Source organism: Nissabacter sp. SGAir0207, from assembly GCF_005491205.1.
Classification (GTDB): Bacteria; Pseudomonadota; Gammaproteobacteria; order Enterobacterales; family Enterobacteriaceae; genus Chimaeribacter.
The window spans coordinates 30,752-55,431 of the sequence record NZ_CP028035.1 but is presented as its reverse complement, the minus strand read 5'-3'; the positions used below and the strand labels follow the sequence as shown (position 1 = coordinate 55,431).

At 62.6% G+C, this 24,680-nt stretch carries 21 protein-coding genes and 1 pseudogene; 9 read left to right on the top strand and 13 right to left on the bottom strand.

Going from position 1 to position 24,680, the window contains the following annotated elements; genetic code table 11:
• The first annotated feature begins 209 nt into the window (after positions 1-209).
• The 4 genes from xylA to C1N62_RS00225 all read left to right on the top strand — a co-directional run bounded on the left by xylA (position 210) and on the right by C1N62_RS00225 (position 5,148).
• A complete protein-coding gene (gene xylA, locus C1N62_RS00240) occupies positions 210-1,529 on the top strand; it encodes a xylose isomerase (protein ID WP_137764853.1) in 1,320 nt (439 codons plus the stop codon).
• Positions 1,530-1,616: 87 nt separating this feature from the next.
• Positions 1,617-3,071, top strand: coding sequence for a xylulokinase (gene xylB / locus C1N62_RS00235; protein WP_137761754.1), 1,455 nt, complete (start codon positions 1,617-1,619; stop codon positions 3,069-3,071).
• A gap of 116 nt (positions 3,072-3,187) precedes the next feature.
• Positions 3,188-4,204 carry an isochorismatase family protein gene (locus tag C1N62_RS00230; RefSeq protein WP_137761753.1) on the top strand — a complete coding sequence of 339 codons (1,017 nt, stop codon included), beginning with the start codon at positions 3,188-3,190 and terminating at the stop codon, positions 4,202-4,204.
• Entirely contained in the window at positions 4,204-5,148 is a 945-nt protein-coding gene (locus tag C1N62_RS00225; protein WP_137761752.1) for a GlxA family transcriptional regulator, read from the top strand. The genes C1N62_RS00230 and C1N62_RS00225 overlap by 1 nt, the downstream gene beginning before the upstream one ends.
• Here the strand turns inward: C1N62_RS00225 and C1N62_RS00220 are convergent.
• The gene (locus C1N62_RS00220; RefSeq protein WP_137761751.1) at positions 5,114-6,109 is read right to left on the bottom strand and encodes an acyltransferase; all 996 of its coding nucleotides are present in this window, start codon (positions 6,107-6,109) and stop codon (positions 5,114-5,116) included. The two genes, C1N62_RS00225 and C1N62_RS00220, sit on opposite strands and share 35 nt — an antisense overlap.
• Positions 6,110-6,331: 222 nt before the next feature.
• On the opposite strand from C1N62_RS00220, the gene C1N62_RS00215 reads away from it, so the two are divergent.
• Positions 6,332-7,576 carry an MFS transporter gene (locus C1N62_RS00215; protein WP_137761750.1) on the top strand — a complete coding sequence of 415 codons (1,245 nt, stop codon included), beginning with the start codon at positions 6,332-6,334 and terminating at the stop codon, positions 7,574-7,576.
• A 51-nt stretch (positions 7,577-7,627) separates the two neighbouring features.
• On the opposite strand, the gene C1N62_RS00210 is transcribed toward C1N62_RS00215, so the two are convergent.
• From C1N62_RS00210 to fdhE, 4 genes are all read right to left on the bottom strand, one after another.
• On the bottom strand, positions 7,628-9,166 hold the full coding sequence (locus C1N62_RS00210; protein ID WP_137761749.1) for an aldehyde dehydrogenase family protein: 1,539 nt from the start codon (positions 9,164-9,166) through the stop codon (positions 7,628-7,630).
• A 161-nt stretch (positions 9,167-9,327) separates the two neighbouring features.
• Positions 9,328-9,933, bottom strand: a complete 606-nt coding sequence (locus C1N62_RS00205) for a glutathione S-transferase (protein ID WP_137761748.1) — start codon at positions 9,931-9,933, stop codon at positions 9,328-9,330.
• A 42-nt stretch (positions 9,934-9,975) separates the two neighbouring features.
• The gene (locus C1N62_RS00200) at positions 9,976-10,635 is read right to left on the bottom strand and encodes a DUF1795 domain-containing protein (RefSeq protein ID WP_240775712.1); all 660 of its coding nucleotides are present in this window, start codon (positions 10,633-10,635) and stop codon (positions 9,976-9,978) included.
• A gap of 152 nt (positions 10,636-10,787) precedes the next feature.
• Positions 10,788-11,717 (bottom strand): formate dehydrogenase accessory protein FdhE, encoded by a 930-nt coding sequence (gene fdhE / locus C1N62_RS00195; protein ID WP_137761746.1) that lies wholly within the window; start codon positions 11,715-11,717, stop codon positions 10,788-10,790.
• A 206-nt stretch (positions 11,718-11,923) separates the two neighbouring features.
• Here fdhE and fdhD point away from each other — a divergent pair.
• From fdhD to yiiM, 3 genes and pseudogenes are all read left to right on the top strand, one after another.
• A pseudogene (gene fdhD, locus C1N62_RS00190) lies at positions 11,924-12,685 on the top strand (formate dehydrogenase accessory sulfurtransferase FdhD); the annotation flags it as partial.
• Positions 12,686-12,871: 186 nt separating this feature from the next.
• The gene (gene sodA, locus C1N62_RS00185; protein WP_137761744.1) at positions 12,872-13,495 is read left to right on the top strand and encodes a superoxide dismutase [Mn]; all 624 of its coding nucleotides are present in this window, start codon (positions 12,872-12,874) and stop codon (positions 13,493-13,495) included.
• Positions 13,496-13,618: 123 nt separating this feature from the next.
• Positions 13,619-14,302: a 6-hydroxyaminopurine reductase gene (yiiM, locus tag C1N62_RS00180; protein WP_137761743.1), complete on the top strand. Its 684-nt coding sequence runs from the start codon at positions 13,619-13,621 to the stop codon at positions 14,300-14,302.
• A gap of 30 nt (positions 14,303-14,332) precedes the next feature.
• Here the strand turns inward: yiiM and C1N62_RS00175 are convergent, their stop codons facing one another.
• From C1N62_RS00175 to C1N62_RS00150, 6 genes are all read right to left on the bottom strand, one after another.
• A complete protein-coding gene (locus tag C1N62_RS00175) occupies positions 14,333-14,695 on the bottom strand; it encodes a YibL family ribosome-associated protein (RefSeq protein ID WP_137761742.1) in 363 nt (120 codons plus the stop codon).
• A gap of 117 nt (positions 14,696-14,812) precedes the next feature.
• Positions 14,813-15,394 carry an MltR family transcriptional regulator gene (locus C1N62_RS00170; protein WP_137761741.1) on the bottom strand — a complete coding sequence of 194 codons (582 nt, stop codon included), beginning with the start codon at positions 15,392-15,394 and terminating at the stop codon, positions 14,813-14,815.
• An 85-nt stretch (positions 15,395-15,479) separates the two neighbouring features.
• Positions 15,480-16,625: a mannitol-1-phosphate 5-dehydrogenase gene (locus C1N62_RS00165; RefSeq protein WP_137761740.1), complete on the bottom strand. Its 1,146-nt coding sequence runs from the start codon at positions 16,623-16,625 to the stop codon at positions 15,480-15,482.
• Between the two features lie 149 nt (positions 16,626-16,774).
• Positions 16,775-18,712, bottom strand: a complete 1,938-nt coding sequence (locus C1N62_RS00160; RefSeq protein ID WP_137761739.1) for a PTS mannitol transporter subunit IICBA — start codon at positions 18,710-18,712, stop codon at positions 16,775-16,777.
• Between the two features lie 480 nt (positions 18,713-19,192).
• Complete coding sequence (locus C1N62_RS00155) at positions 19,193-19,996, bottom strand: DsbA family protein (RefSeq protein WP_370465603.1); 804 nt, start codon at positions 19,994-19,996, stop codon at positions 19,193-19,195.
• 111 nt (positions 19,997-20,107) lie between these two features.
• Positions 20,108-20,824, bottom strand: coding sequence for a DUF3053 domain-containing protein (locus C1N62_RS00150; RefSeq protein ID WP_137761737.1), 717 nt, complete (start codon positions 20,822-20,824; stop codon positions 20,108-20,110).
• 313 nt (positions 20,825-21,137) lie between these two features.
• Here C1N62_RS00150 and C1N62_RS00145 point away from each other — a divergent pair, with 313 nt between their 5' ends.
• A complete protein-coding gene (locus C1N62_RS00145) occupies positions 21,138-21,419 on the top strand; it encodes a helix-turn-helix domain-containing protein (RefSeq protein WP_137761736.1) in 282 nt (93 codons plus the stop codon).
• Between the two features lie 96 nt (positions 21,420-21,515).
• On the opposite strand, the gene glyS is transcribed toward C1N62_RS00145, so the two are convergent.
• Together glyS and glyQ are read right to left on the bottom strand one after the other, a co-directional pair.
• Positions 21,516-23,585: a glycine--tRNA ligase subunit beta gene (gene glyS, locus C1N62_RS00140; RefSeq protein WP_137761735.1), complete on the bottom strand. Its 2,070-nt coding sequence runs from the start codon at positions 23,583-23,585 to the stop codon at positions 21,516-21,518.
• An 8-nt stretch (positions 23,586-23,593) separates the two neighbouring features.
• On the bottom strand, positions 23,594-24,508 hold the full coding sequence (gene glyQ, locus C1N62_RS00135) for a glycine--tRNA ligase subunit alpha (RefSeq protein ID WP_137761734.1): 915 nt from the start codon (positions 24,506-24,508) through the stop codon (positions 23,594-23,596).
• Positions 24,509-24,680: the final 172 nt, after the last annotated feature.

The window sequence follows — 24,680 nt, the reverse complement described above, 5'->3', positions numbered from 1 at the left end:
GAAAGCATTTTTTTGTTGCTCGCACCTTGGATTCCACCTCGTAAATAGTGGCTTTTTCACGGCCCGGCTTATTTATGAGATCTGCCGCACAATTGTGTATTCTCTTAAGTTCAGTGTGAAATAACGTAATTGAGAGCCAGCTCGAAGCCTCCGAAGATAACGGCTCCGCATGCTCAGCCATTGCTGGGCCAGATCCCAAGGAGCCCATGATGCAATCCTATTTTGATCAGCTTGAGAAAGTCCGGTATGAAGGCACGGCCAGCACCAACCCATTAGCATTCCGCCACTACAACCCGGATGAGGTCATCCTGGGCAAGCGCATGGCCGACCATCTGCGTTTCGCGGCCTGCTACTGGCATACCTTCTGCTGGAACGGGGCGGATATGTTTGGCGTCGGCGCGTTTGAGCGCCCGTGGCAACAGAGCGGCGATGCGCTGGCGCTGGCGAAACGTAAGGCGGATGTGGCCTTTGAGTTCTTCAGCAAGCTGGGTGTGCCCTACTACTGCTTCCATGATGTCGATGTCTCGCCAGAGGGCGGCTCCCTGAAGGAGTATTTGAACAACTTTGCCGAGATGACCGATGTGCTGGCCGCCAAGCAGCAGGAGAGCGGCGTCAAGCTGCTGTGGGGTACCGCCAACTGCTTCACCCACCCGCGTTATGCGGCCGGTGCGGCCACCAGTCCAGACCCGGAAGTGTTCGCTTGGGCCGCGACGCAGGTCTTTACCGCCATGAACGCCACCCAGCGATTGGGTGGGGAGAACTACGTGCTGTGGGGCGGCCGCGAGGGGTATGAGACCCTGCTCAACACCGACCTGCGTCAGGAGCGCGAGCAGATTGGCCGCTTCATGCAGATGGTGGTGGAGCACAAACACAAGATTGGTTTCCAGGGCACGTTGCTGATTGAGCCGAAGCCGCAGGAGCCGACCAAACACCAGTATGACTACGACGTCGCCACCGTGTATGGCTTCCTGCGCCAGTTCGGTCTGGAGAAGGAGATCAAGCTGAACATTGAGGCCAACCACGCCACACTGGCGGGCCATGCCTTCCACCATGAGATCGCCACCGCCATCGCGCTGGGCATTTTCGGCTCCGTGGACGCCAACCGCGGCGATCCGCAGCTGGGCTGGGACACCGATCAGTTCCCCATCAGCGTGGAAGAGAACGCGCTGGTGATGTATGAGATTGTGAAAGCCGGCGGCTTTACCACTGGCGGCCTCAACTTTGACGCCAAGGTGCGTCGCCAGAGCACCGACAAATACGATCTCTTCTACGGCCATATCGGTGCGATGGACACCATGGCGCTCTCGCTGAAAGTGGCGGCGAAGATGATTGAGGATGGCGGGCTGGATAAGCTGGTCGCCAAACGCTATGCCGGCTGGAGTGAGGAGCTGGGCCAGCAGATCCTGCAAGGGAAGATGTCGCTGGAGGCGCTGGCAAACTACGCGCAACAGCACGCCCTGGCACCACGCCACCAGAGCGGCCGCCAGGAGCAGCTGGAGAATCTGGTGAACCGTTACCTGTTCGGCTGACGGCACGCCTGCCGCATGGCACAGGCCAGCGATGCGCTGGCCTGTCCTGCTTCTGGGGTGGGGCCACGGCCTGCTGAGGGAGAGAGTATGTATATCGGAATTGATCTGGGAACATCGGGCGTCAAAGCCATTTTGCTGGGCGAGTCGGGGGAAGTGATCGCCCAGCACAGTGAGGTGCTCACCGTGTCGCGGCCGCACCCGTTGTGGTCGGAACAGGATCCACAGGCGTGGTGGGAGGCCACCGACAGCGCCATGCAGGCGCTGGCGGCGCGCCAGTCGCTCAAGGCCGTGAAGGCGCTGGGGCTGACCGGACAGATGCACGGTGCCACGCTGCTGGATGCAGAGCAGCGGGTGTTGCGCCCCGCCATTTTATGGAATGACGGCCGCTCCGCCGCCCAGTGTCAGGCGCTGGAGCGGGAGGTGCCGGAGGCGCGCGCCATCACCGGCAACCTGATGATGCCGGGCTTCACCGCCCCCAAGTTGAAGTGGGTGCAGGAGCACGAACCGGCGCTGTTCCAGCGTATTGATAAGGTGCTACTACCGAAAGACTATTTGCGCTGGCGCATCAGCGGCGAGTTTGCCAGTGACATGTCAGACGCCGCTGGCACGCTGTGGCTGGATGTCGCCAAACGTGACTGGAGCGACACCCTGCTGGCGGCCTGCGGCTTGAGCCGCGCGCAGATGCCGACGCTGTTTGAGGGGAGCCAGATAACCGGGCAGGTCAAGCCCGAGATCGCCCAGCGCTGGGGGCTGCCAGAGGTGCCGGTAGTGGCTGGCGGCGGCGATAACGCGGCGGGCGCGGTGGGCGTCGGGCTGTATCAATCCGGGCAGGCGATGCTCTCCCTCGGCACCTCCGGGGTCTACTTTGCCGTCAGCGATGGCTTCCTCAGCAACCCGGAGAGCGCGGTGCACAGCTTCTGCCACGCGCTGCCCGACCGCTGGCACCTGATGTCCGTGATGCTTAGCGCCGCCTCCTGTCTGGATTGGGTATGCCGCCTGACCGGCAGTGCGAGCGTCCCGGCGCTGCTGCAACAGGTGGAGCAGGCCCCGCCCGCCACCTCGCCGGTGTGGTTCCTGCCCTATCTCTCCGGTGAGCGCACGCCGCACAACAACCCGAATGCCAAAGGCGTTTTCTTTGGCCTGACCCATGAGCACGGCCCGGCCGATTTAGGGCGCGCCGTGCTGGAGGGCGTCGGTTTCGCGCTGGCGGATGGCATGGATGTGCTACATGCCACCGGCCTACGGCCACAGGCAGTGACGCTGATTGGCGGCGGCGCGCGCAGCGGCTACTGGCGGCAGATGCTGGCGGACATCAGCGGCCAGACGCTGGAGTACCGCACCGGCGGCGACATTGGCCCGGCGCTGGGCACGGCGCGTCTGGCGCAGATCGCCCTGCACCCGCACACCGCGCTGGCCGATCTGCTGCCGCCCCTGCCGCTGGAGCAGACCCACCAGCCCGATGGGCAGAGGCATCAGGCCTATGCGGCACAGCGTGAAACCTTCCGCCAGCTCTATCGCCAGTTGGCACCCCTGATGCAGTAAAGGCGCCCCCGGCAGGGCACCTGTCCTGTCCTGCCGGGTTGATGGCCGTTTTTGGCATTCCGTTCGTTTTTTATTTGCGCCACTATGGGGTTACTTCATAGAGGCGGAGGCCGGTTATGTCACAGAGCGCGCTTTTGGTTATCGATGTCCAACACTCCTTTACCCATCAACCTTTCTGGCGTGAGGAGGCGTTACCCGCCTTTCAGCGCCACCTGCAACAGCTGGTCGCTGGCTGTCAGGCGCGTGGGGCGGCGGTGGTGGATGTGTTCCATGTGTCACAGGGGCCATTCTCGCTGGCGTCCGGTCTGGTGACGCGCCTGCCCTTCCTGACTCATCAGCCGGATCTGGTGGTGCACAAAAGCGTGCACAACGCCCTGACCGACTCCGGGCTGGATCTCTGGCTGCGCGAGCGCGGCATCACGCACCTGATCATCAGCGGGATGCGCAGCGAGCAGTGCTGCGAGACCACTGCCCGCGTGGCCTCTGACCTCGGCTATCGCGTCACCTATGTCACGGAGGCGACGCTGACCTTCCCGATGACCCACGCCAACGGCGAGACAGCGAGCGCCGAGGAGATCAAACAGCGCACGGAGCTGGTGCTGGCCGACCGCTTCGCACAGATCGCCACGGTGGAGCAGGCACTGGCCGCGCTGGAAGCTGCGCCCGCCCAGACGGTGAGTGAGGCAACCTGGCAGCCGCAGCCCTACCAGCCGCGCCCGATTACCCCGCTTGGCGTCACCACGCTCGGCGCATGGGCGCTGAAGCGTTATGCCATCCGTTACCCGCAGGCCAGCGGTGATGCCGCCATCTTTGCGGCTGGCCGCCCGCTGGTGGCGCAGTGGCTGCCGCCGCAGGCGCAAACGCCGCAGCGCCCCGGCGTCGGTTTCCTGATCGAGCATCAGGGCAAGACGATGGATTATCTGGTGGCGGGCTGGTGGGACAATGAGAACGAGTTGCGGATGGCCATCTGGGTGACCGATCAGGGCGTCTGGCGGCGGGCGCGTGAGGAGTCCTTCTGCGTCTGGGACATGCAGGTGATGGCCTTTGAGCGTGACGCCTTCGTGCGGATGCTGTTGCAGGCCACGCCGGATCGCGAGGGTTATCTGGCGAGCCAACTGACCGTGGATTGCTGATGCCCCGGCCAGTCTGCTTCGTGACGCTGCCGGGCGTCATGGCGCTGGATCTGACCGGCCCGGCCGAGGCGTTGCAGTTGGCCGGTGGCTTTGATCTGCGCTATATCGGCCCGGAGCCACAGGTCACCAGCTCCACTGGGCTGGTGCTGGGCGCGATTGCGCCGCTGCCAGAGAGCATCCCGGCGGGAGCGATTCTGGTACTGCCCGGCGTCTCTGACTCCCAAGTCTGGTTTGACACCCCGGTGGCGCAGGCGGTGGCGGCGTGGCTGCGCCCCCTGCGCGAGACGATTGAGCAGGGCGCGCTGACGCTGGTGTGCATCTGCTCCGGCAGCCTGCTGGCGGCGCGCGCCGGGCTGCTGGAGGGGTATCAGTGCACCACCCACCACGAGGTGATCGCGCGCCTGCGCGCGCAGGCGCCGACGGCGCAAGTGCTGGAGAACCGAATTTTTGTTGAGGATCGGCAGATCATCACTAGCGCTGGCATCACCGCCGGTATTGATGTGGCGCTGCATCTGATTGCCCATGAACAGGGGCCGCTGGCCGCCACGCGGGTGGCACACGAGATGGTGGTCTACTTCCGCCGCTCGGGCGACGATCCGCAACTCTCTCCCTGGCTGCGCTACCGCAACCATCTCCACCCGGCCCTGCACCGGGCGCAGAATGCGCTGCTGGCGGCCCCGGAAAATTGCTGGCCCGTGGAAGCCGTGGCGGCCTGCGCCCACGTCAGTACCCGACACTTGCGGCGGCTGTTCCGCGAGCACCTCGGCATCAGCGTCCGTGACTACCATGAGCAGCTGCGGCTGGCAGTGGCGCGCCAGCGGTTGCAGGCTGGTTACGGGGTGGAAAACGCCGCGCTGGCGGCGGGCTTCAGCTCTGCCCGCCAACTGCGGCGCGCCCAGGTGCGCTGGCCTACGTCACCAGCCGATGGCGATCCAGCCGCCTGATGCCGTGGGCCAGCAGCAGGCTACCGGCCAGCGCGAGGGCAAAGACGTAGGGCATGTCCAGCAGCGGCCAGCGCACGGCATCCCACTTCTGGGTGCGGATGATATTAATAATCAGCGCATGAAACCCGTAAATCGCCAACGAGTGGTCGGCCACCCAACGCAGTCCCGGCAACATCCCGCCCGCCAGACAGTTTTTCCCCCAGACAAATAGCGCGATCGCCGCAATAAATACCAGCGGGCCACAGTAGACGTAGTAGGTATCGGCAAAGTCGCCGTTGAGGGTCGTCTGGTGCCGGGTGCCAATCGCGATCATCCACACCGCGGCGGTGAAGATCAGCGCCGCCATCAGGTTAACGCCGCGCCGTTGGGTGGGAAGCATACCGATGGCGCGCCCCAGCAGCGCGTAGAGCACGTAGTAGAAGGTGTCGCCGCTGATAAACAGGTTAACCGGCAGCAGGTGCACCTGTTGCCAGGAGAGCTGGAAGGTGTGCGGGTTAGCGGCGATGCCAAGGACGATGCCCACCGCCAATACCGCCTGCCGGGCAGCCGGTTTCACCTGAATCAGCGGTGAGAGCAGGTACACCACCATCAGCGCATAGAAAAACCAGAGGTGATAGAACACTGGTTTGAACAGCAGGTTGCGCAGCGAGGGCCAGAAGCCAATCCGCGTGAAGAAGGCAATATAAGCCAGCGAAATGGCGCTGTAGAACAGCAGGCAGCAGACCAGCCGTATCAGGTGCTTTTTGCCAGCGCTGCGTTCGCCGAAGAACAGGTAGCCGGAGATCATGAAGAACAGCGGCACGCTAACCCGTGACAGGGAGTTGAGCAGGTTGGCGACGTTCCAGTTGAACTCCCCTACCGACGCGCCGTTGGTGACATAGTAAGTGGTGGTATGGATGACGATCACCATCAGGCAGGCGAGCGCCCGCAAATTATCGATCCAGATAAGTCGGTTATTCATGCGGCCGCGGCCATCCTTATCACTGATTATTGTTAAAAAGAGGTTATATATAGCTGACGAATTCAACAACCCAAATTCGGATAAACTCAGTTTGTGCGATCTGTGGCTTACATCATTGCCAAGAGGCGGGATTGGCAGCAAAATAGCCGGCCTTATCGCTTTCCCGCAGACGCCGTTCCGGTTGTCTTGGATGTTTCTGTTTTATTATCATTAAGTTAATTTATGCAAACTACCTTACCACCTGCTGCCCGTTTGGGCCGCCGGGCGCTCTGGTTTCCGCTCTCATTGGTGTTGTTCGAATTTGCCACCTATATCGGTAACGATATGATCCAGCCGGGAATGCTGGCCGTGGTGGCAGCATTCCATGCCGGTGAGGAGTGGGTGCCCAGCTCCATGACCGCCTATCTGGCTGGCGGGATGTTCCTGCAATGGCTACTGGGGCCGCTCTCCGACCGGCGCGGCCGTCGGCCGGTGATGCTGGCCGGCGTCGCCTTCTTCACCGTCAGCTGTCTGGCAATTTTGTTTGCCCAGAGCATTGAGCAGTTCACCCTGATCCGTTTCTTCCAGGGCATTGGGCTGTGCTTTATCGGCGCGGTCGGCTACGCCACCATTCAGGAGTCGTTTGAGGAGTCGGTGTGCATCAAGATCACCGCGCTGATGGCGAACGTGGCGCTGATTGCCCCGCTGCTTGGCCCACTGGCCGGTGCGGCGCTGATCGCCTGGATGCCGTGGCAGTGGATGTTCGTGCTGTTCGCCCTGCTCTCCGCCCTCGCCTTTGTGGGTTTGTGGCGCACCATGCCGGAGACCGCCACCCGCCTTGGTGAGCCGCTGTCGCTGGCCGGGCTGGGGCGTGACTACCGTCAGGTGCTGGGCAATGGCCGCTTTGTCTGTGGCGCGCTGGCGATTGGCTTTGCCAGCCTGCCGTTGCTGGCCTGGATTGCCCAGTCGCCGGTGCTGCTGATCCGTGGCGAAGGGATGAGCACCCTCGGCTATGGCCTGATGCAGGTGCCGGTGTTTGGCGCGCTGATTATCGGCAACATCACGCTGGCGCGCCTCACTGGCCGCCGCAGCGTGGTGAGTCTGATCCGTCTGGGCGCGGCCCCGATGGTTGGCGGGCTGCTGCTGGCCGCTGCCGCCACGCTCTACGCCTCCCACGCCTATCTGTGGATGGTGGCGGGCCTGAGCTTCTACGCCTTTGGCATCGGCGTCGCTAACGCCGGCCTCTACCGTCTGACGCTCTTCTCCAGCGACATGAGCAAAGGCACCGTCTCCGCCGCGATGGGCGTGCTGAGCATGTTGGTGTTCACCCTCGGCATTGAGGTGGCGAAGCTGGTGTATGGCTGGGGTGGCAGCGGGATGTTCAACCTGTTCAACCTGCTGAGCGGCCTCTGCTGGCTGGCGCTGGTGCTGCTGTTCATGCGCGGGCGCAAACCGCAGGATGTGGCGCAGGATCACGACATGGCCTGAGGCCGGTCGAAGGGAAAACGGCAACGCTGAGCGTTGCCGTTTTTTTTGCCGTTAGAACAGGCCGAGGGGTTTTTCGGAGTAGCTGACCAGCAGGCATTTGGTTTGCTGGTAGTGCTCCAGCATCATTTTATGCGTCTCGCGCCCGATGCCGGACTGCTTATAGCCGCCGAAGGCGGCGTGCGCCGGGTAGGCGTGGTAGCAGTTAGTCCAGACGCGCCCGGCCTGAATCTGCCGGCCCATCTGGTAGGCGATGTTGCCGTTGCGGCTCCAGACGCCCGCGCCCAGACCGTAATCCGTGTCGTTGGCAATCTCAAGCGCTTCATCCATATCCTTGAAAGTGGTCACCGCCAGCACCGGCCCAAAGATCTCCTCCTGGAACACCCGCATACTGTTTTTGCCAAACAGGATGGTCGGCTCCAGATAGTAGCCCTGCGCCAGATCGCCGCCCAACTGTTTGCGGCGGCCGCCGGTGAGGACGTCCGCCCCCTCTTTTTTACCAATCTCGATGTAGTTGAGGATGGTCTCCATCTGCCCCTGCGACACCTGCGCGCCCATCTGGGTGGCGGCGTCGAGCGGGTTGCCGCTGCGGATGGTCTCCACGCGCTTGATGGCGCGCTCCATAAAGCGCTCGTAGATCGACTCCTGCACCAGCGCCCGGCTCGGGCAGGTGCAGACTTCGCCCTGATTGAAGGCGAACAGCGCGAAGCCTTCCAGCGCCTTGTCAAAGAAGGCGTCCTCGCGCTCCATCACGTCAGCGAAGAAGATATTGGGCGACTTGCCGCCCAGCTCCAGCGTCACCGGAATGACGTTCTGCGCCGCATAGCTCATGATCTGCTGGCCCACCTCGGTCGATCCGGTGAAGGCCACTTTGGCGATCCGTTTGGAGGTGGCGAGGTACTCGCCGATCTCGCTGCCGGAGCCGTTGACCACGTTGATCACCCCGGCTGGCAGCAGATCCTCAATCAGCTCCATCAGCAGCAGCACGGACATCGGCGTCAGCTTGGCCGGTTTCAGCACGATGCAGTTGCCCGCTGCCAGCGCCGGGGCCATTTTCCAGCAGGCCATCAGCAGCGGGAAGTTCCAGGGAATAATCTGCCCGACCACGCCCAGCGGCTCATGGAAGTGATAGGCGACGGTATCGGCGTCAATTTCGCTGATCCCGCCCTCCTGCGCGCGGATACAGGCGGCAAAGTAGCGGAAGTGGTCAATCGCCAGCGGCACATCAGCGGCGGTGGTTTCACGGATCGGCTTGCCGTTGTCCCAGGTTTCGGCGGCGGCCAGCAGCTCAATATTTTGCTCCATGCGATCCGCGATGCGGTTGAGCAGCGTGGCGCGCTGTTGCACCGACATGCGGCCCCACTCGGCCTTGGCCTTATGCGCCGCGTCCAGCGCCCGATCAACGTCGGCGGTGCTGGAACTGGCGATCTCGCACATCACCTGGCCGGTGACCGGCGTCAGGTTGGAAAAGTACTGGTTGTTGGCGGGCGGCACCCACTCGCCGCCGATGAAGTTGTCATAGCGCGCCTTCAGTTTGAGCGGAAAACCATACTCGCCGGGGATCACTACACTCGAAGGGTGGTCATAGGGCATGGGAGGCTCCTTGGTGCGGCGCAGCCTGGCCGCCACCGGGTTGGGTTGTCGGGGGTTGCTTAAAATGTAGACGCGGGGGCGCGGCGCGCAGGCAGGCAGCGACAACTCTTCGAGTCATCTCACAAATTTTCATGAAGGAGCGGCCGGGGTGGCCGCCAGGATTAAGGGGGCGTGGTGCGGGCGAAACTCTGGCGCTGGAACAGCCGTTCGACCAACTTGATCAGCGCCGGGCGGTCAACGCACCAGCCCGGCGCGATGCGGCGGAAGTTGATGTAGCCGAGGGCGCAGGCGACGGCGATGTCCGCCAGATTGAGCGTGTCGCCATTCATCGCCTGTTGCGCCTGTGCGTGCTGCTCGAGCGCATCCAGCCCCCGGTTGAGCACCGCGCGCTGGCGCACGATCCACGCCTCGTCGCGCTTGTCGGCCTCGCGCCGCATCTCCAGCACCAGCGCCACGGCGGCGTCCGTCACGCCATCCGCCAGCGACTCCAGCCGCCGTACCCGCAACGCCGCCTGCGGATCGGCTGGCAGCAGCGCTGGCCCGGCGGCCAGCGTCTCCAGATAGCCCGCGATAACCGGCGAGTCAAACCACACCTCGCCATCATCCGCCACCAGCGCCGGCACCTTGCCGAGCGGGTTGACCTGCGGCACCTGGGTCTCTTCCGACCACGGCGAGTCATTGACGAAATCGAAAGGCAGCCCCTTTTCGAGCAGGATCACGGAAATCTTGCGCACATAAGGGCTGGTATAACTGCCGATTAGCTTCATCTTTACCGTCCTTTTTCAGGGAGTGCCAACAGGGCGCGAGGGTTAGCCCTTGACCGTCAGGCTGTCGGTGATGGTTTTCACCAGCGCGCTGTGCGCCTCGCTGTTTTTCACCGGCGTCACCACTTGCAGCGTCACCACTTTCTTGTCGATCACCGTGAACAGGGTGGACGCCAGCACCGGCTGGCCGCGCACGCTCTGCTCGGTGTCCATGCGGCGGAAGCGCTGGCCATGCAGCGTCAGGGTCTGTTCGGAGGTGGTCTTGATATCCTGATACTGGTTGCCCAGCCCGGTCAGCAGCCCCTTGGAGATGCCAGCGAAGGCGGCGTCACTGGTGTCCAGCGCCTCACCCGGCGGTGGGGTCACCTCGGAGGTGACGGCCAGTTGGCGGGTCTGGCTGTCGAGGAACAGCTGGGTGCGCGACTGCTTGGTATTGGCGATGCCCGATTGCTCGGTCTGGTCGGAGAAACCGGTCGGCAGGTGGAAACCCACCTTGCCCGCCAGCAGCGACACATCCACGCCATTGGCTGGCCACGTCGCTTGCGGCTGGCTGCCCTTCACCACTTGGGTCTCCGGCGCGATGCCGCTCGGGTTGGCGGCCACGGTCGGCTTGGAATCCGGCGGCGGCGGGGTCGGCGTGGTGTCGGGTTTGTCATCACAGGCCATCAGCCCGGCCGCCAACAGTGCCACGGCGGTAAATTTCATTGCGCTTCTTAACATCCCATGTCCCTCTTGTTGAACGCTTACTGGTTGGCGGCGTGCCGCCCGATGCAGCGAGAGTACCCCAGCCGGGGGCCACGCCGCCACAGAATGCTCCGAAACCTGCCGGCGCACCCTGTAAGGATAGCAGCCGTGCGTCAGGCGTCCGGGAAGAGGAAGGGGTTGATGCTGCTGCGCGCGTAACCCTCATCCTCCATTTTGGCATCCAGCACCAGCGTCGCCAGGTCATCCGCCACCGGCTCGACGTTCGGATCTTGCTCCTGGAACAGGATTTTGAGGTAGGTGCCGCAGTCGTCGCAGCTCTCCGCCTTGACCGGCGACAGCGCATACTCCAGCGACCAGTAGTTCAGCCCGTGGGTATGCTCGCAGTTACTGCACTTGGCCTGCATCACGTGCCACTCGCACTCGCACAGGTTGCAGTGCAGGTAGCGCATACCGCTGACCGCGCCGAGGTGCATCAGGCTGGAGACCGGGATGCTGCCGCAGGTGGGGCAGAACTGGCGGTGCTCTCCATACTCAACGTGCGCTTTTCCGGGGATCAAACTGGCCATCTGCGCCCAATAGAGCGACAATGCCGCCCAGATCACCGGTGCCCGTTCACTGTTCACCTGTGAGAACTCGCGGCTAAGCAGCGCGGTGGCGTCACTCTCCAGCTCGCTCTCTGAACACTTCTCCAGATTCTCCAGCACGGCGCGCCAATGTGGATCGACCTGTGGGCGTAGCTCCTCCACCAGCGCATGCAGCAGGGTGCGCCAGTGCGGCGCGCGCTCAAAGGTGTGCAGGTTCAGCGGCGGCTGCGCGCTGTTGCCGCTGGCGGCCAGCACCGGTTCAATCTCCATCGTCAGCGGGTGATCGTGCAACACCTGCTGTTGCGCTTCGGCCACCAGCGCCGCGCCAATCAGCAAGTCCTGCAACGGGCTATCTTCCGCCAGTTTGCGCAGCCGTTCGGCGCGCCGGGCATAGAGGCTTTTCAGGTTGGCGAACAGCAGCGGTGGGATGGCATGCGCCACGCTCGCCCGGCTGGAGGGCGCGTCCGTGTCGCGGTTGGGGACAATGCGGATACTCAAGGCAATCACTCCCGTCTCGGCGTGGAAGAGGTGCCGGGCATGAAATCAGTTCTGTTCCCGCCCGAACAGCGCTAAGGTGGGCAACTCTGCCCTTTCTGGACATTAACACAGCCACTGTGTGGATGTTAAACAATCAGGTAACCCAGGTGAAAGATACACAGCAACACGCCCCGGCCGTTGAAGATGACGGCGTGCAGCGGCGCCAGGTACATCAGCGCCACCGGCTGGAGACGCCGGAAGAGGATTGGCTGGCAGAGGAGGTGCCGGTCGCGCTGGTCTATAACGGCATCTCCCACGTGGTGATGATGGCCACGCCCAAGGATCTGGAGGCATTCGCCCTCGGCTTTTCGCTCTCCGAAGGGATCATTGAAGAGCCGCGCGACATTTTTGGCATCGACGTGCTGCCCTCCTGCAACGGCATTGAGGTGCAGATTGAGCTGTCGAGCCGCCGTTTCGCCGGGCTGAAAGAGCGCCGCCGCGCGATGGCTGGCCGCACCGGCTGCGGCGTGTGCGGCGTCGAGCAGCTGGGCGATCTCTTCCGCCCGCTGATGCCGCTGCCCTTCACCCAGCAGTTTGATCTGGCGAAGCTTGACGGTGCGCTGGCGGCGCTGAAGCAGGTGCAGCCGGTGGGCCAGTTGACCGGCTGCACCCACGCCGCCGCCTGGATTGCGCCGGAGGGCGAGCTGCTCGGCGGCTGTGAGGATGTGGGCCGCCACGTGGCGCTCGACAAGCTGCTCGGCGTGCGCAGCGGCAAGCCGGAGTGGCAGGCGGGCGCGGTGCTGGTCTCCAGCCGCGCCAGCTATGAGATGGTGCAGAAGGCGGCGATGTGCGGCGCGGAGATTTTGTTCGCTGTCTCCGCGGCCACCACGCTGGCGGTGGAGGTGGCCGAGCGCTGCAACCTGACGCTGGTGGGCTTTAGCAAGCCGGGCCGCGCCACCGTCTATACCCATCCGCAGCGCCTGCGCTGAGTGGCTTAGATCGATTTCCTCGCCATTATTTCCTCTCGTCATAAGTCACGGATGCCGCCCCGCCCCAGCGCTGGGGCGGTCTGAGATAATCATTTTCAATATCATTTAATTAACTATAATGATCCCACTGCTTACGCGGTGCTTGCACCTGTCCGGCGCCGCCCAACTACCATGGAGATGAAGAATATGAGTTACTCACTGCCATCCCTGCCTTACGCATACGACGCACTTGAGCCGCACTTCGACAAGCAGACGATGGAGATCCATCACACCAAACACCACCAGACTTACGTCAATAACGCCAACGCCGCGCTGGAAAGCCTGCCGGAACTGGCTGCGCTGCCGGTGGAAGAGCTGATCACCAAACTGGATCAGGTACCGGCTGACAAGAAGACCGCGCTGCGCAACAACGCGGGCGGCCACGCCAACCACAGCCTGTTCTGGAAAGGCCTGAAACTGGGCACCACCCTGCAAGGCGAACTGAAAGACGCGATCGAGCGCGATTTCGGCAGCATCGACAGCTTCAAAGAGACCTTTGAGAAAGCGGCAGCCACCCGTTTCGGTTCCGGCTGGGCGTGGCTGGTGCTGAAAGATGACGGCAAACTGGCCGTGGTCTCCACCGCTAACCAAGACAGCCCGCTGATGGGCGAAGCCGTCGCTGGCGCATCCGGCTTCCCGATTCTGGGTCTGGACGTGTGGGAGCACGCTTACTACCTGAAATACCAGAACAAACGCCCTGACTACATCAAGGCGTTCTGGAACGTGGTGAACTGGGACGAAGCTGCGGCACGTTTCGCAGCGAAGAAGTAATCCCGCCGCTGGCGGCCACCGGCCGCCCGTGACACCCGATGCCAGCGCTTGCGCTGGCATTTTTTTTGCCCCCGCCTATGCTGGAGGGGCAGCGGGCGCGGCCCGCACCCGAAGGGAGAGACCATGCACTACCCACAGGTATTTATTGGCGCCATCCAGGAGCATGAAGAGATGCGCCCCACCGCCCTGATCAAGCGTGCCGTTGAGGGGCGGATTTTGCTGACGCCGCTGGGGCTGGAGGGCGACGAGCAGGCCGAGACGCGGGTGCATGGCGGCCCGGATCGCGCCCTGTGCCACTTCCCGCGTGAGCACTACGCCCACCTGCGCCAAGCCTTCCCGGAGCGTTGCGAGCACTTCCAGCCGCCGGGTTTTGGCGAGAATATCTCGACGCTGGGGCTGACCGAGCAGAACGTGTTTATCGGTGACATTTTCCGCTGGGGCGAGGCGCTGATCCAGGTGACGCAGCCGCGCTCCCCCTGCTACAAGATCAACATCCACATGGGAGTGGCGCAGCTCTCCCACCATCTCCAGCAGAGCGGCCGCTGCGGCTGGCTCTACCGCGTGCTGTCGCCCGGCTACGTCGGTGACGCGCAGCCGCTGGCGCTGTTGACGCGCAACAGTGACATCAGCGTAGAAGAAGCGATTGCCATTGCCTTCCACCTGCCCTATGACGAGGAGCAGTACCGGCGGTTGCTGGGCGCGGCGGGTCTGGCGGCAAGCTGGAGCCAGAAGCTACAAGCCCGGCTGGAGACACGGCGGATTGAGGATTTCGGCCCGCGTCTGGATGGCAAGCCGAAAAAAGCATGACAGCGCCGGCCCACGAGGGCCGGGCTGGGATCAGAAAGGTTTTTTGGCGTAGCCGGTGACCACTTTCAGGCCCATCTCACGGCCCAGTGCGGTCATCGGGTGAACCACGATCAGGCCACGCACGCTCTTTTTCAGCGAGCCCATATCGGCCTGCTCTTTCTTGGAGATCTCGCGGCTGAACGGCAATTTGCTGAGCTGCTGCGCCTGGGTGCTGAGTTTGCTGATCATCACCTCTTTCAGGCGGGCGATCTCTTTCTCCAGCTTCTCTTTCTCCACCTCGTGCTGGGCAATCAGTTCGGCATTGCCCTGCGGGATGATGGTGGCGTCTTTGTGTTTCAGGGCGTCCAGTTTGTCACTGAGGCGCTTAATTTCTGCTTTTTCTTGGTCTTTCATGGTGGTGGCCCGTTTGTGCCGCAGGCGGGCACATCATTAATAGAGGATCGGCGCACAGTGTAGCAGGAAGCGCGCCATTCATCAGCCCGGCTTTTGGCGGTCGCGGTCGGGCGGGGGTCAGAAGGCCTTTTTCAGGCTGATACCGGCAATCAGGCCGGTCACGGAGAGCACCATGGTGGAGTGGAGAATCTGCTGGTAGCGCTGGCGCTGCATCGCCTGAAGCGAGGCCTCCAGCGGCTCCGCACCAGCGGTGAGGGTCGGCGCGGCCGGCAGGGCAGGCACACAGTGCAGCTCGCCGAAGGGGCCGAGGATCTCATCGTCACTGAAGCGGTACTCGTGGGCGTCGTGGTTCAGCTCCTCGCGCATCGCCATCAGCAACTCGGCGTCCTCATACTCGTGGCGGCTGATGACGCCGAGGCCATACATCAGCTTCAGCCGTACCGACAGCTCGCCCAGCGGGCCACTGCCGCTCAGCAGCGGCTCTACCGCATACTTCACCGCGTAGTCATCTTTGCGGAATACATGGAGCACCAGAATATTGACCGCCTCCGTCAGCAGTTCAACGGCGGCGAAGATAAACCCGCGCACGCTCTTGCCAGCGTTCAGTTTTTCCAGCACCCGGTTTTCGAAGGCCTGTGCAGCTTCAATCATGGTGATATTTTGCGTTAAGGAGATCACAACATCCGGATACCCGGCCATACCTGGCCTCCAGTCAGCGGGGCGTGGCCCCCAGGCTGGAGTGCGGGCCACTCTGGCCCGCCCCCTTTTTTACCACATTTCGCCGTCAGATGGCGTGATAGGCGTTGACCGCCTCGGTGACGGCCTCGCTGTCAGCCGGCAGGCCGGAGATATGGGAGAGCGCGCCCTGCGGCCCCATGTTCGCCAGCAAGTCCACCAGCTCGGCGGCCTGCGGGTCGCTCTCGCTGCGGTAGTGCAGCGCCGCGGCGATGCCCTTGATCAGGTTCTCATGCGGCAGTTGGAAGTCCAGCGCGCCGAGCAGCGGCTTGACCAGACGGTCACCGGCGCTCAGTTTGCGCAGCGGCTGGCGGCCAACGCGCTCGACGTCATCCTTCAGGTAGGGGTTTTCGAAGCGGGTCAGGATCTTGTCAATGTAGGCGGCGTGCTTCTGCGGATCGAAGCCGTAGCGTTTGACCAGCACCGCGCCGCTCTCCTCCATCGCGCCCTTCACCACCTGGCGGATGGCCGGGTCGAGGATGGCGTCACGGATGGTGGCGTGACCGGCCAGCTTGCCGAGGTAGGCGGTGATGGCGTGGCCGGTGTTGAGGGTGAACAGCTTGCGCTCCACGAACGCCATCAGGTTGTCGGTCAGCTCCATGCCAGCGATTTGCGGCGGCTCGCCCACGAACTGGGTTTTGTCGACGATCCACTCGCTGAACGTTTCTACCGTCACTTCCAGCGGATCGGTGCTGCCCTCGGCTGCGGGCGGCACGATGCGATCCACGGCGGAGTCCGCGAAGCCGACATGCTCATCCACCCACGCCTTCTCCTCTTCCGGCAGGGCATCATAGATGTGCTGCTTGAACTGGCTGGTGCCGCGCACCATGTTCTCACAGGCGATGATGTTCAGCGGCTGCTGGTTGCCGCGCTGGTGGCGCAGTACCAGCCCTTTCGCCACGCTCGGGGCGATGCGCGCCAGAATGGTCGGGCCGACGGCGGTGGTGATCAGATCCACCTCGGCGATCAGGTCAATCGCCTCCTGACCCGCGCTGTTGACGGCGGAGACGCCGCTCACTGGCTCGACACGCTCCTGCTCGCCCACCACATGCACGTCATAGCCGCCGCGCTGGTTGAGCGCGTCGAGCACGGTTTGGTTCACGTCAGCGAACACCAGCTCCATCCCGGCATCTGCCAGCAGTTTGCCGATAAAGCCACGTCCGATATTCCCGGCGCCAAAATGTAGTGCTTTCATAAGAGTCATCCTTCCAACCTGCGTGGCGGCGGGGCCGCCACAGAGCCAAAAATCAGGGAGCGTCAGCTCCCCCGGAAATCGCCGGGCCGCCACGCCTGAGCCGGCGGCCAAATAGAGAACCGGGCCATCTGGCCCGGTTGTGTTGACTGTCAGACGCCCTGTTTTCCTGTCAACAGGTCGACCACTTCCTGAACGTTCTGGGTCGTGGAGAGCCGCGCTATCACCGACTCATCATCCAGCGCGTTGGTCAGGCTGGTGATGACCTGGATATGCTCATTGTTGCGGGCCGCAATGCCGATCACCAGCTTCGCCACTTCATCCTCATCCTCACCGAAGCGCACGCCCTGCGGATACTGGCAGAATACCACGCCAGTTTTCAGCACTTTGTCCTTCGCCTCAATGGTGCCGTGCGGCACGGCGATGGACTCGCCCAGGTAGGTCGGGGTCAGCTTTTCACGCGCCAGCATCGCCTCAACGTACTCTGGCTCAACGTAACCGCCCTTCACCAGCTGCTCACCGGCAAAGCGGATCGCCTGCTCTTTGTGGCTCGCCTGCTGGCCGAGGAAGACGTTGGCGGCGGTCAGGCGGAACAGTTGCGGTGCGCCCGCCGCTGCCGGTTCGTCAGCCGCGATCAGCTCGGCGGCCTGCGTCTGGGGAGCCGCCTGCGTACCGGCCACGCCCACTGCCGCGAGGCGGCCGGTCAGGTCGGTATACAGCTTGCTGTCGAGGAAGTTGGTCAGCGAGATGTGCTGCGCGTGTGGCGCATGGCGCATCGCGCGCTCGGTCAGGTCACGGTGGGTGATCACCAGATCGACGTCATCCGGCAAACTGTTGATCGCGCTGTTGGTGACGGACACGTGCGTCAGCCCCGCTTCCTGCACCTTTTTGCGCAGCACGCCAGCACCCATCGCGCTGGAACCCATGCCCGCGTCGCAGGCCACGATGATTTTGCGCACCGCGCTCAGGTCGCCATCCGGCGCAGCCGCTGCCGCCACCTGGCCACCCTTGGACTGGGATTTCATCTCCTGCATACGGCGGGTCGCATCTTCCAGCTCGTCGCCCTCTTTGGCCTTGGTGCTCTTCAGCAGAATCGCGGAAACCACGAAGGAGACGGCGAAGGCTGCCAGCACTGCACAGATGTTGGCGAAGTAGGCGCCGCGCGGGGTCATCGCCAGCACCGCCAGGATGGAGCCAGGGGATGCCGGGGAGACCAGACCGCCGTTCAGCAGGGTCAGGGTGAAGACGCCGGTCATGCCGCCGAGGATAACCGCCAGAATCAGGCGTGGGTTCATCAGCACATACGGGAAGTAGATCTCATGGATACCGCCCAGGAAGTGGATGATTGCCGCGCCGCCCGCAGACTGCTTGGCATTGCCACGGCCAAAGAAGACGTAGGCCATCAGCACGCCCATGCCGGGGCCGGGGTTGGCCTCGATCAGGAAGAAGATCGACTTGCCCGCCTCGGTCGCCTGCTGGATGCCCAGCGGCGAGAAGATGCCGTGGTTGATGGCGTTGTTCAGGAACAGGATTTTCGCCGGTTCCACGAAGATGGAGGTGAGCGGCAGCAGGCTATGGGTCACCATGATGTGCACGCCAGCGGCCAGCAGCTTGGAGAGCGCCTCAACCAACGGGCCGATGGCCAGGAAGGCGAGGATCGCCAGCAGCATACCGATGATGCCAGCGGAGAAGTTGTTGACCAACATCTCGAAGCCGCTCTTGATCTTGCCGTCTGCCCAACGGTCAAAGCGCTTGATCGCCCAGCCGCCCAGCGGGCCGGCAATCATCGAGCCGAGGAACATCGGCATGTCCGCGCCGACAATCACGCCCATAGTGGTGATGGCACCCACCACGCCGCCACGCTCGCCGCCCACCAGCTTACCGCCGGTGTAGCCAATCAGCAGCGGCAGCAGGTAGGTGATCATCGGGCCGACCAGCTTGCCCAGTGTCTCGTTCGGCAGCCAGCCGGTTGGGATAAACAGTGCGGTGATAATCCCCCAGGCGATAAATGCGCCGATATTGGGCATCACCATGTTGCTCAGAAAGCGGCCAAAATTTTGGACCTTGACCTTAACATCTGGTGAAAACATAAAACACACCCCTATTGATACGCGCCGGCAATAAGAGCGCGTGAATTCATTGAGACGGTGCAGCACAACCCGTCACTATTACTGTATGCAGGGCGGACTCTACCACGCTCTTTTTTGCGCGCGTAGCGCCCCCGCTTTCTGTGATCCAGATCACACCAAAGCCCGGCATTAACCGCAATTTAGCGTGACACAGATCACAAAAAGGTCAGCCCAAACGGCCACTTTGCCGATAAAAACGGCATCCTGAACAGGAAAACGTGAGTTGTATCACATTTGTTAACAGCCATTTTTTGCTGCAAATGAGATCACAATCACAATTTATTTTCCATTAACTCTGCATTGGGGCGACCCTTTGGCGTGCCCCTTCAAACTGTAGCCAATCCAGAGGTTAATGGGATGAATTCCAGCAGAAAGTGAGTAGTAGCTTACTGAATGAATGGAGGGGGAAGCTTGCCGGCCCCGTATGGGGCCGGCGGGGGATTATTTGCCCTGCGCCTTGGTGATGGCGGCCTGCAACGATTCGGCGGAGACCGCTCCCGGCAGGAAGGTGGTGTTCTGCGCGGTGGCCCCTTGGGTCGGCATTACGATAAAGGCCGGGGTGCCGCTGAAGCCCAGTTCGCGTGCCAGATCGTCCACTTTCGACAGCGCCTCGTGGGTCTGGTTGCGGGTCGCTTCATCCGGCTGGCTGGCCCCGGCGGCTTTCACCGCGGCCTGAATGTCCCCTTCCGTCAGTTTGCCCTCGTTGTGGCCGGTGTGGAAGATGGCGTTATGGTAGGTGAAGTAGGCTTGCGCGCCCTTCTCCTTGAACACCGCCATGCCGGTTTCCGCCGCGGTGATGGAGGGCTGCCAGCGCTGGCCGAAGATCGGCCACTCTTTGAAGATGAAGCGCACCTGCGGGTTGGCTTTCACCGTCTGCTCAACCAGCGGGGCCATGTGGCTACAGTAGATGCACTGGTAATCGAAGAACTCCACCAGCGCCACCTTGGCGGTTTTCGGGCCAATGCTCGGGGTGGCCGGGTCATTCAGCAGCGCGTCGCTGTTTTGCAGCACGGCGTTGAGGGAAGCCTGCTGCTGTTGCGCCGCCTGTTGCGCCTCCAGCTTCTGGCTGGCCTGCACCAGCACTTCCGGGTGCTGCACCAGATAATCAGCGGCGATTTTGCCAATCGCCTCCTGCTGGGCCGGGGTGAAGGTGGCGGGCGCATCCGCCGCGCTGGCCAGTGCCGGGGTCATCATCAGGGCGCTGACCAGCGCCATCAGGGTGGTTTTCATCTTGTTGTCCTTCATCATGATTGGGTGGCCCCGGCAAACGTGGGTGCCGGGGCCATCAGGCTCGCGGCCTGAATAAAAAACCCCCACGCCGATGCGTGGGGGCCAAATCCAAGCAGCTCAGTCGGCTTAATATTGGCCGTTGAGCGCGTTCTGCGCCCGTTGCAGCACCTGTTGCTTGGTCGCCAGACCAGACATCATGGTGTTGTACTGCGTCACCTGCTGCTGGGTCGGGAACTGCACCTGGCTGCCGTTGAAGGTGGCCTGATTGCCCTGTTGGATCAGGTAATCCCCCACCTGCACCACCTCCTGCGCGAACCCTGCAAGCGCCGGGATAACCGGCGTCAGGCCATTGGCCGGACGGGTGACGATGCTGTCATAGGCCTGATTGTAGACCGCCTTCAGATCTTCCGGGTGCTTCATCGCCGCGTGGGCGGTGTCCGCCTGCGCCTGTGCGCTCTGCACCCGCTGGCCCAGCATGTTCAGCGCCCCCAGCTCCTGCGCCAGCGCGTCATGCTGCTGGACGTAGTCCTGCGGCACCCGGATGTCGCCCAGCGTGTTGATCACCGGGGCCAGGCTGTTGCTGACGTCCTGCTTCATTTGGCGCGAGAAGGTGAGCAGCACTTGGTAGTCATTGGCGTAGTTGCCAAACTTCTGTTTCTGGTCTTCGCTCAGCGTCGGCAAATTCTGCCCGCTACGCATCACGGTGTTTTGCAAATACTCAATAAAGGCCTTGCGCTGGTCGCCCTCGCTATCGCCACAAGCGGCGAGCTGCATCACCACCATCACCACCCACACTGGCGCCAGCCAGCGTGCCCATTTTCCGTTGCCGATCCCTTTCGCCATTTATCCTGGCTCCCCTTAACTTGCCTTGATGCCGCCCACTGCGCGGATACGTTTTTCGCCCTAAGGATAGATCAACTGCCGACGATAAGGTACTCACGCCATGCGGGCGGGCGCACGGCGCAAACATCATAAAAACGAATAATAACTTCTCAATAAATTTGAGATTTTACTGATTCAGGACAAAAACCCATCGAAAGGCGCGCAATTTATCCACACTTAAGCCAAATTCTGACATATAGTCATAGCGCTTACTCGCTAAGCACAAAGGATGCGGTTGTTGAATCTTGTCGTAACAGCTATTTCGGGAGCCACTATGGATCGTGAATTGTTCAATGAGTTACTTGATAGTTTTGAGTATGGAGCACTGCCTGCCGGGAAATGTGTCGCCCATCAGGAGAGCCTGATGCCGGAACCGAAACAGCTGCGCGAGCGCGCTGGCCTGCAAGTGGAAGAGTTTGCGAAGTGCATGGGCGTCAGCGTTGCCCAGGTGAAAAAGTGGGAGGCCAACAGCTGCCGTCCCTCCAATACTGCCCAGAAATTGATGCGTTTGCTGCACGCTAACCCCTTTCTTGGCCGCCAGTTGCTGGATAGTTGATCCCGCGGCCGGCATGGCCCTGCCCTTCGGGGCACCCCTGATAAAAAAACCCGCCGAGGCGGGTTTTTTCTTGGGCTAACGCGAGAACGGACGCGGTTATTGCAGCAGGGAGATGTCCGCAACTTGCAGGAACAGCTCGCGCAGCTTGCTCAGCAGCGTCAGGCGGTTGATGCGCACTTCCTGATCGTCGGCGTTCACCATCACTTTTTCGAAGAAGTTGTCCACCGCTTCGCGCAGTTGCGCCAGTTCGCTCAGCGCCTCCTGATAGCGGCCTTCGGCAAAGTAGGGTTGCAGCTTGCTGCTCAGCGCGGTCACGAAGGTCGCCAGCTGGATCTCTTCGTTCTCTTTCAGCAGCGCGGCCTGCACGCGCTCATTCAGGCTCTCGGTCGATTTCGCCAGAATGTTGGAGACGCGCTTGTTGGCGGCGGCCAGCGAGGCGGCATCATCCAGCGTGCGGAAGTGCGACACTGCTTTCATACGGGCGTCGAAATCGGCCGGGCGGGTCGGACGGCGCGCCAGCACCGCCTGAATGGTGTCCACCGCGTGGCCCTCTTCCTGATACCAGGCGCGGAAGCGGCCCAGCATGAACTCCACCACGTCGTCCACTACCTGCGGGTTGGTCAGCTTGTCGCCGTAGAGGCGCGCGGCCTCTTCCGTCAGGGTTTGCAGGTCGAGGTTGAGGTTCTTCTCAACAATGATGCGCAGCACGCCGAGCGCGGCACGGCGCAGGGCGAACGGGTCAGAGGCCCCTTTCGGGTGCTGGCCGATGCCGAAGATGCCCGCCAGCGTGTCCATCTTGTCAGCGATCGCCAGTGCGCAGGCTACCGGCGAGGCCGGCAGGTCGTCACCGGCAAAGCGCGGCTGGTACTGTTCGTTCAGCGCCACCGCCACCTCTTCCGCCTCGCCGTCGTGGCGCGCGTAGTGCATCCCCATCACACCCTGGGTGTCAGTAAACTCGAACACCATGTTGGTCATCAGGTCACACTTGGAGAGCAGGCCCGCGCGTTTCGCCAGTTCGACGTCCGCGCCAATCTGTGCCGCTACCCAGCCAGCCAGCGCCTGAATGCGATCGGTTTTGTCGCGCAGGGTGCCGAGCTGCTTCTGGAACAGCACGGTCTCCAGACGCGGCAGGTTATCTTCCAGACGCTTCTTGCGGTCGGTGTTGAAGAAGAATTCGGCATCCGCCAGACGCGGGCGCACCACCTTCTCGTTACCGGAGATGATCTGCTGCGGATCTTTCGACGCAATGTTGGCGACGAAGATGAAGTTCGGCAGCAGCTTGCCGTCGGTGCCATAGACCGGGAAGTACTTCTGGTCGCCCTTCATGGTGTAGACCAGCGCCTCTGCCGGCACCGCCAGGAATTTCTCTTCGAACTTGGCGGTCAGCACCACCGGCCACTCCACCAGCGAGGTGACCTCTTCCAGCAGGCTGTCGCTCAGATCAGCCTTGCCGCCAATCTGGCGCGCGGCCTCTTCGGCGTCCCGCTTGATGGTGGCTTTGCGCAACTCATAGTCGGCGATCACTTTGCCGCGCTCCAGCAAGATGGCCGGATACTGGTCAGCGTGCTCAATGGTGAACTCCGCCTCGCCCATGAAGCGGTGGCCGCGCAGGGTGCGGGCAGAGTCGATGCCCAGAATGGTGGCTGGCACCAGCTCGTCACCCAGCAGCAGCGTCACGGTGTGCACCGGGCGCACGAACTGCACGTCGGAGTCGCCCCAGCGCATCAGTTTCGGGATCGGCAGCTTGCCGAGGGCGTTGGCGATCATGGTCGGCAGCAGGCTGGCGGCGCTTTCGCCCTTCAGCTGCGCGCGGTGTACCAGCCACTCGCCCTTGTCGGTGGTCAGGCGATCGGCCTGCTCCACGGTGATGCCACAACCGCGCGCCCACCCTTCGGCGGCCTTGGTCGGCTTGCCTTCGGCATCAAACGCCTGCGAGATGGCGGGGCCGCGCTTCTCGATTTCACGGTCAGCCTGCGCGGCGCTCAGCGCCAGCACTTTCAGCGCCAGACGGCGCGGCGCGGCAAACCACTGCACGTCACCATGTTGCAGGCCAGCCGCGTCCAGCTCGGCGGTGAGGTTGGCGGCGAACGATTCGGCCAGCGAGCGCAGGGCCTTCGGCGGCAGCTCTTCCGTGCCGATCTCCACCAGGAAAGTCTTGTCAGTCATGGCGTCTCTCACTTCTCGTTCTTTTTGCACAGCGGGAAGCCCAGCGCTTCACGCGATGCGTAATAGGCTTCGGCGACCGACTTGGTCAGGGTGCGGATGCGCAGGATGTAGCGCTGGCGCTCCGTTACCGAGATCGCCTTGCGGGCATCCAGCAGGTTGAAGCAGTGGGCCGCTTTCAGGATGCGCTCATAGGCTGGCAGCGGCAGCGGCTTCTCCAGCGCCAGCAGCATCTGCGCCTCTTTCTCATACTGCTCGAAGCAGGTGAAGAGGAAATCCACGTCCGCGTATTCGAAGTTGTAGGTCGACTGCTCCACCTCATTCTGGTGGAAGATGTCGCCATAGGTGGTTTTGCCCAGCGGGCCGTCGCACCAGACCAGATCGTAGACGCTGTCCACGCCCTGGATGTACATCGCCAGACGCTCCAGGCCGTAGGTGATCTCACCGGTGACCGGTTTGCACTCCAGGCCGCCCACCTGCTGGAAGTAGGTGAACTGCGTCACTTCCATGCCGTTGAGCCACACTTCCCAGCCGAGGCCCCAGGCGCCGAGCGTCGGGTTCTCCCAGTTGTCTTCCACGAAGCGGATGTCATGCACCAGCGGGTCGAGGCCCAGCTCTTTCAGCGAACCGAGGTACAGCTCCTGGATGTTGTCCGGCGAAGGCTTGATGATCACCTGGAACTGGTAGTAGTGCTGGAGGCGGTTCGGGTTCTCGCCGTAGCGGCCGTCGGTCGGGCGGCGCGAAGGCTGGACATAGGCAGCGGCAATCGGCTCCGGGCCGAGGGCGCGCATACTGGTCATCGGATGGGAAGTGCCGGCGCCGACTTCCATGTCCAGAGGTTGGACAATGGTGCAGCCCTGGCGCGCCCAGTAATCCTGAAGGGTCAGGATCAGGCCCTGAAAGGTCTTGGTATCAAACTTTTGCATGTTGGATTCGCACGCGATACAAGTGGATTTAGATGGAATGGGCCAGTATACCCGTTGACCGCAAGATATACAGCCTCAATCCCGCCGCCAGCGTGCCGCTGGCGCTTTGCTCGCCGGCTTTGTGACATCCTGTGAGCGTCTGTTAAACATCCTGCCCTGTTTTTGCCCGCGC

Excerpts from the sequence above, each read along its gene's own strand:
- xylA (WP_137764853.1), top strand. The coding sequence starts at position 210 with ATGCAATCCTATTTTGATCAGCTTGAGAAAGTCCGGTATGAAGGCACG.
- xylB (WP_137761754.1), top strand. The coding sequence starts at position 1,617 with ATGTATATCGGAATTGATCTGGGAACATCGGGCGTCAAAGCCATTTTG.
- C1N62_RS00230 (WP_137761753.1), top strand. The coding sequence starts at position 3,188 with ATGTCACAGAGCGCGCTTTTGGTTATCGATGTCCAACACTCCTTTACC.
- C1N62_RS00225 (WP_137761752.1), top strand. The coding sequence starts at position 4,204 with ATGCCCCGGCCAGTCTGCTTCGTGACGCTGCCGGGCGTCATGGCGCTG.
- C1N62_RS00220 (WP_137761751.1), bottom strand. The coding sequence starts at position 6,109 with ATGAATAACCGACTTATCTGGATCGATAATTTGCGGGCGCTCGCCTGC.
- C1N62_RS00215 (WP_137761750.1), top strand. The coding sequence starts at position 6,332 with ATGCAAACTACCTTACCACCTGCTGCCCGTTTGGGCCGCCGGGCGCTC.
- C1N62_RS00210 (WP_137761749.1), bottom strand. The coding sequence starts at position 9,166 with ATGCCCTATGACCACCCTTCGAGTGTAGTGATCCCCGGCGAGTATGGT.
- C1N62_RS00205 (WP_137761748.1), bottom strand. The coding sequence starts at position 9,933 with ATGAAGCTAATCGGCAGTTATACCAGCCCTTATGTGCGCAAGATTTCC.
- C1N62_RS00200 (WP_240775712.1), bottom strand. The coding sequence starts at position 10,635 with ATGAAATTTACCGCCGTGGCACTGTTGGCGGCCGGGCTGATGGCCTGT.
- sodA (WP_137761744.1), top strand. The coding sequence starts at position 12,872 with ATGAGTTACTCACTGCCATCCCTGCCTTACGCATACGACGCACTTGAG.
- yiiM (WP_137761743.1), top strand. The coding sequence starts at position 13,619 with ATGCACTACCCACAGGTATTTATTGGCGCCATCCAGGAGCATGAAGAG.
- C1N62_RS00175 (WP_137761742.1), bottom strand. The coding sequence starts at position 14,695 with ATGAAAGACCAAGAAAAAGCAGAAATTAAGCGCCTCAGTGACAAACTG.
- C1N62_RS00170 (WP_137761741.1), bottom strand. The coding sequence starts at position 15,394 with ATGGCCGGGTATCCGGATGTTGTGATCTCCTTAACGCAAAATATCACC.
- C1N62_RS00165 (WP_137761740.1), bottom strand. The coding sequence starts at position 16,625 with ATGAAAGCACTACATTTTGGCGCCGGGAATATCGGACGTGGCTTTATC.
- C1N62_RS00160 (WP_137761739.1), bottom strand. The coding sequence starts at position 18,712 with ATGTTTTCACCAGATGTTAAGGTCAAGGTCCAAAATTTTGGCCGCTTT.
- C1N62_RS00155 (WP_370465603.1), bottom strand. The coding sequence starts at position 19,996 with ATGAAGGACAACAAGATGAAAACCACCCTGATGGCGCTGGTCAGCGCC.
- C1N62_RS00150 (WP_137761737.1), bottom strand. The coding sequence starts at position 20,824 with ATGGCGAAAGGGATCGGCAACGGAAAATGGGCACGCTGGCTGGCGCCA.
- C1N62_RS00145 (WP_137761736.1), top strand. The coding sequence starts at position 21,138 with ATGGATCGTGAATTGTTCAATGAGTTACTTGATAGTTTTGAGTATGGA.
- glyS (WP_137761735.1), bottom strand. The coding sequence starts at position 23,585 with ATGACTGACAAGACTTTCCTGGTGGAGATCGGCACGGAAGAGCTGCCG.
- glyQ (WP_137761734.1), bottom strand. The coding sequence starts at position 24,508 with ATGCAAAAGTTTGATACCAAGACCTTTCAGGGCCTGATCCTGACCCTT.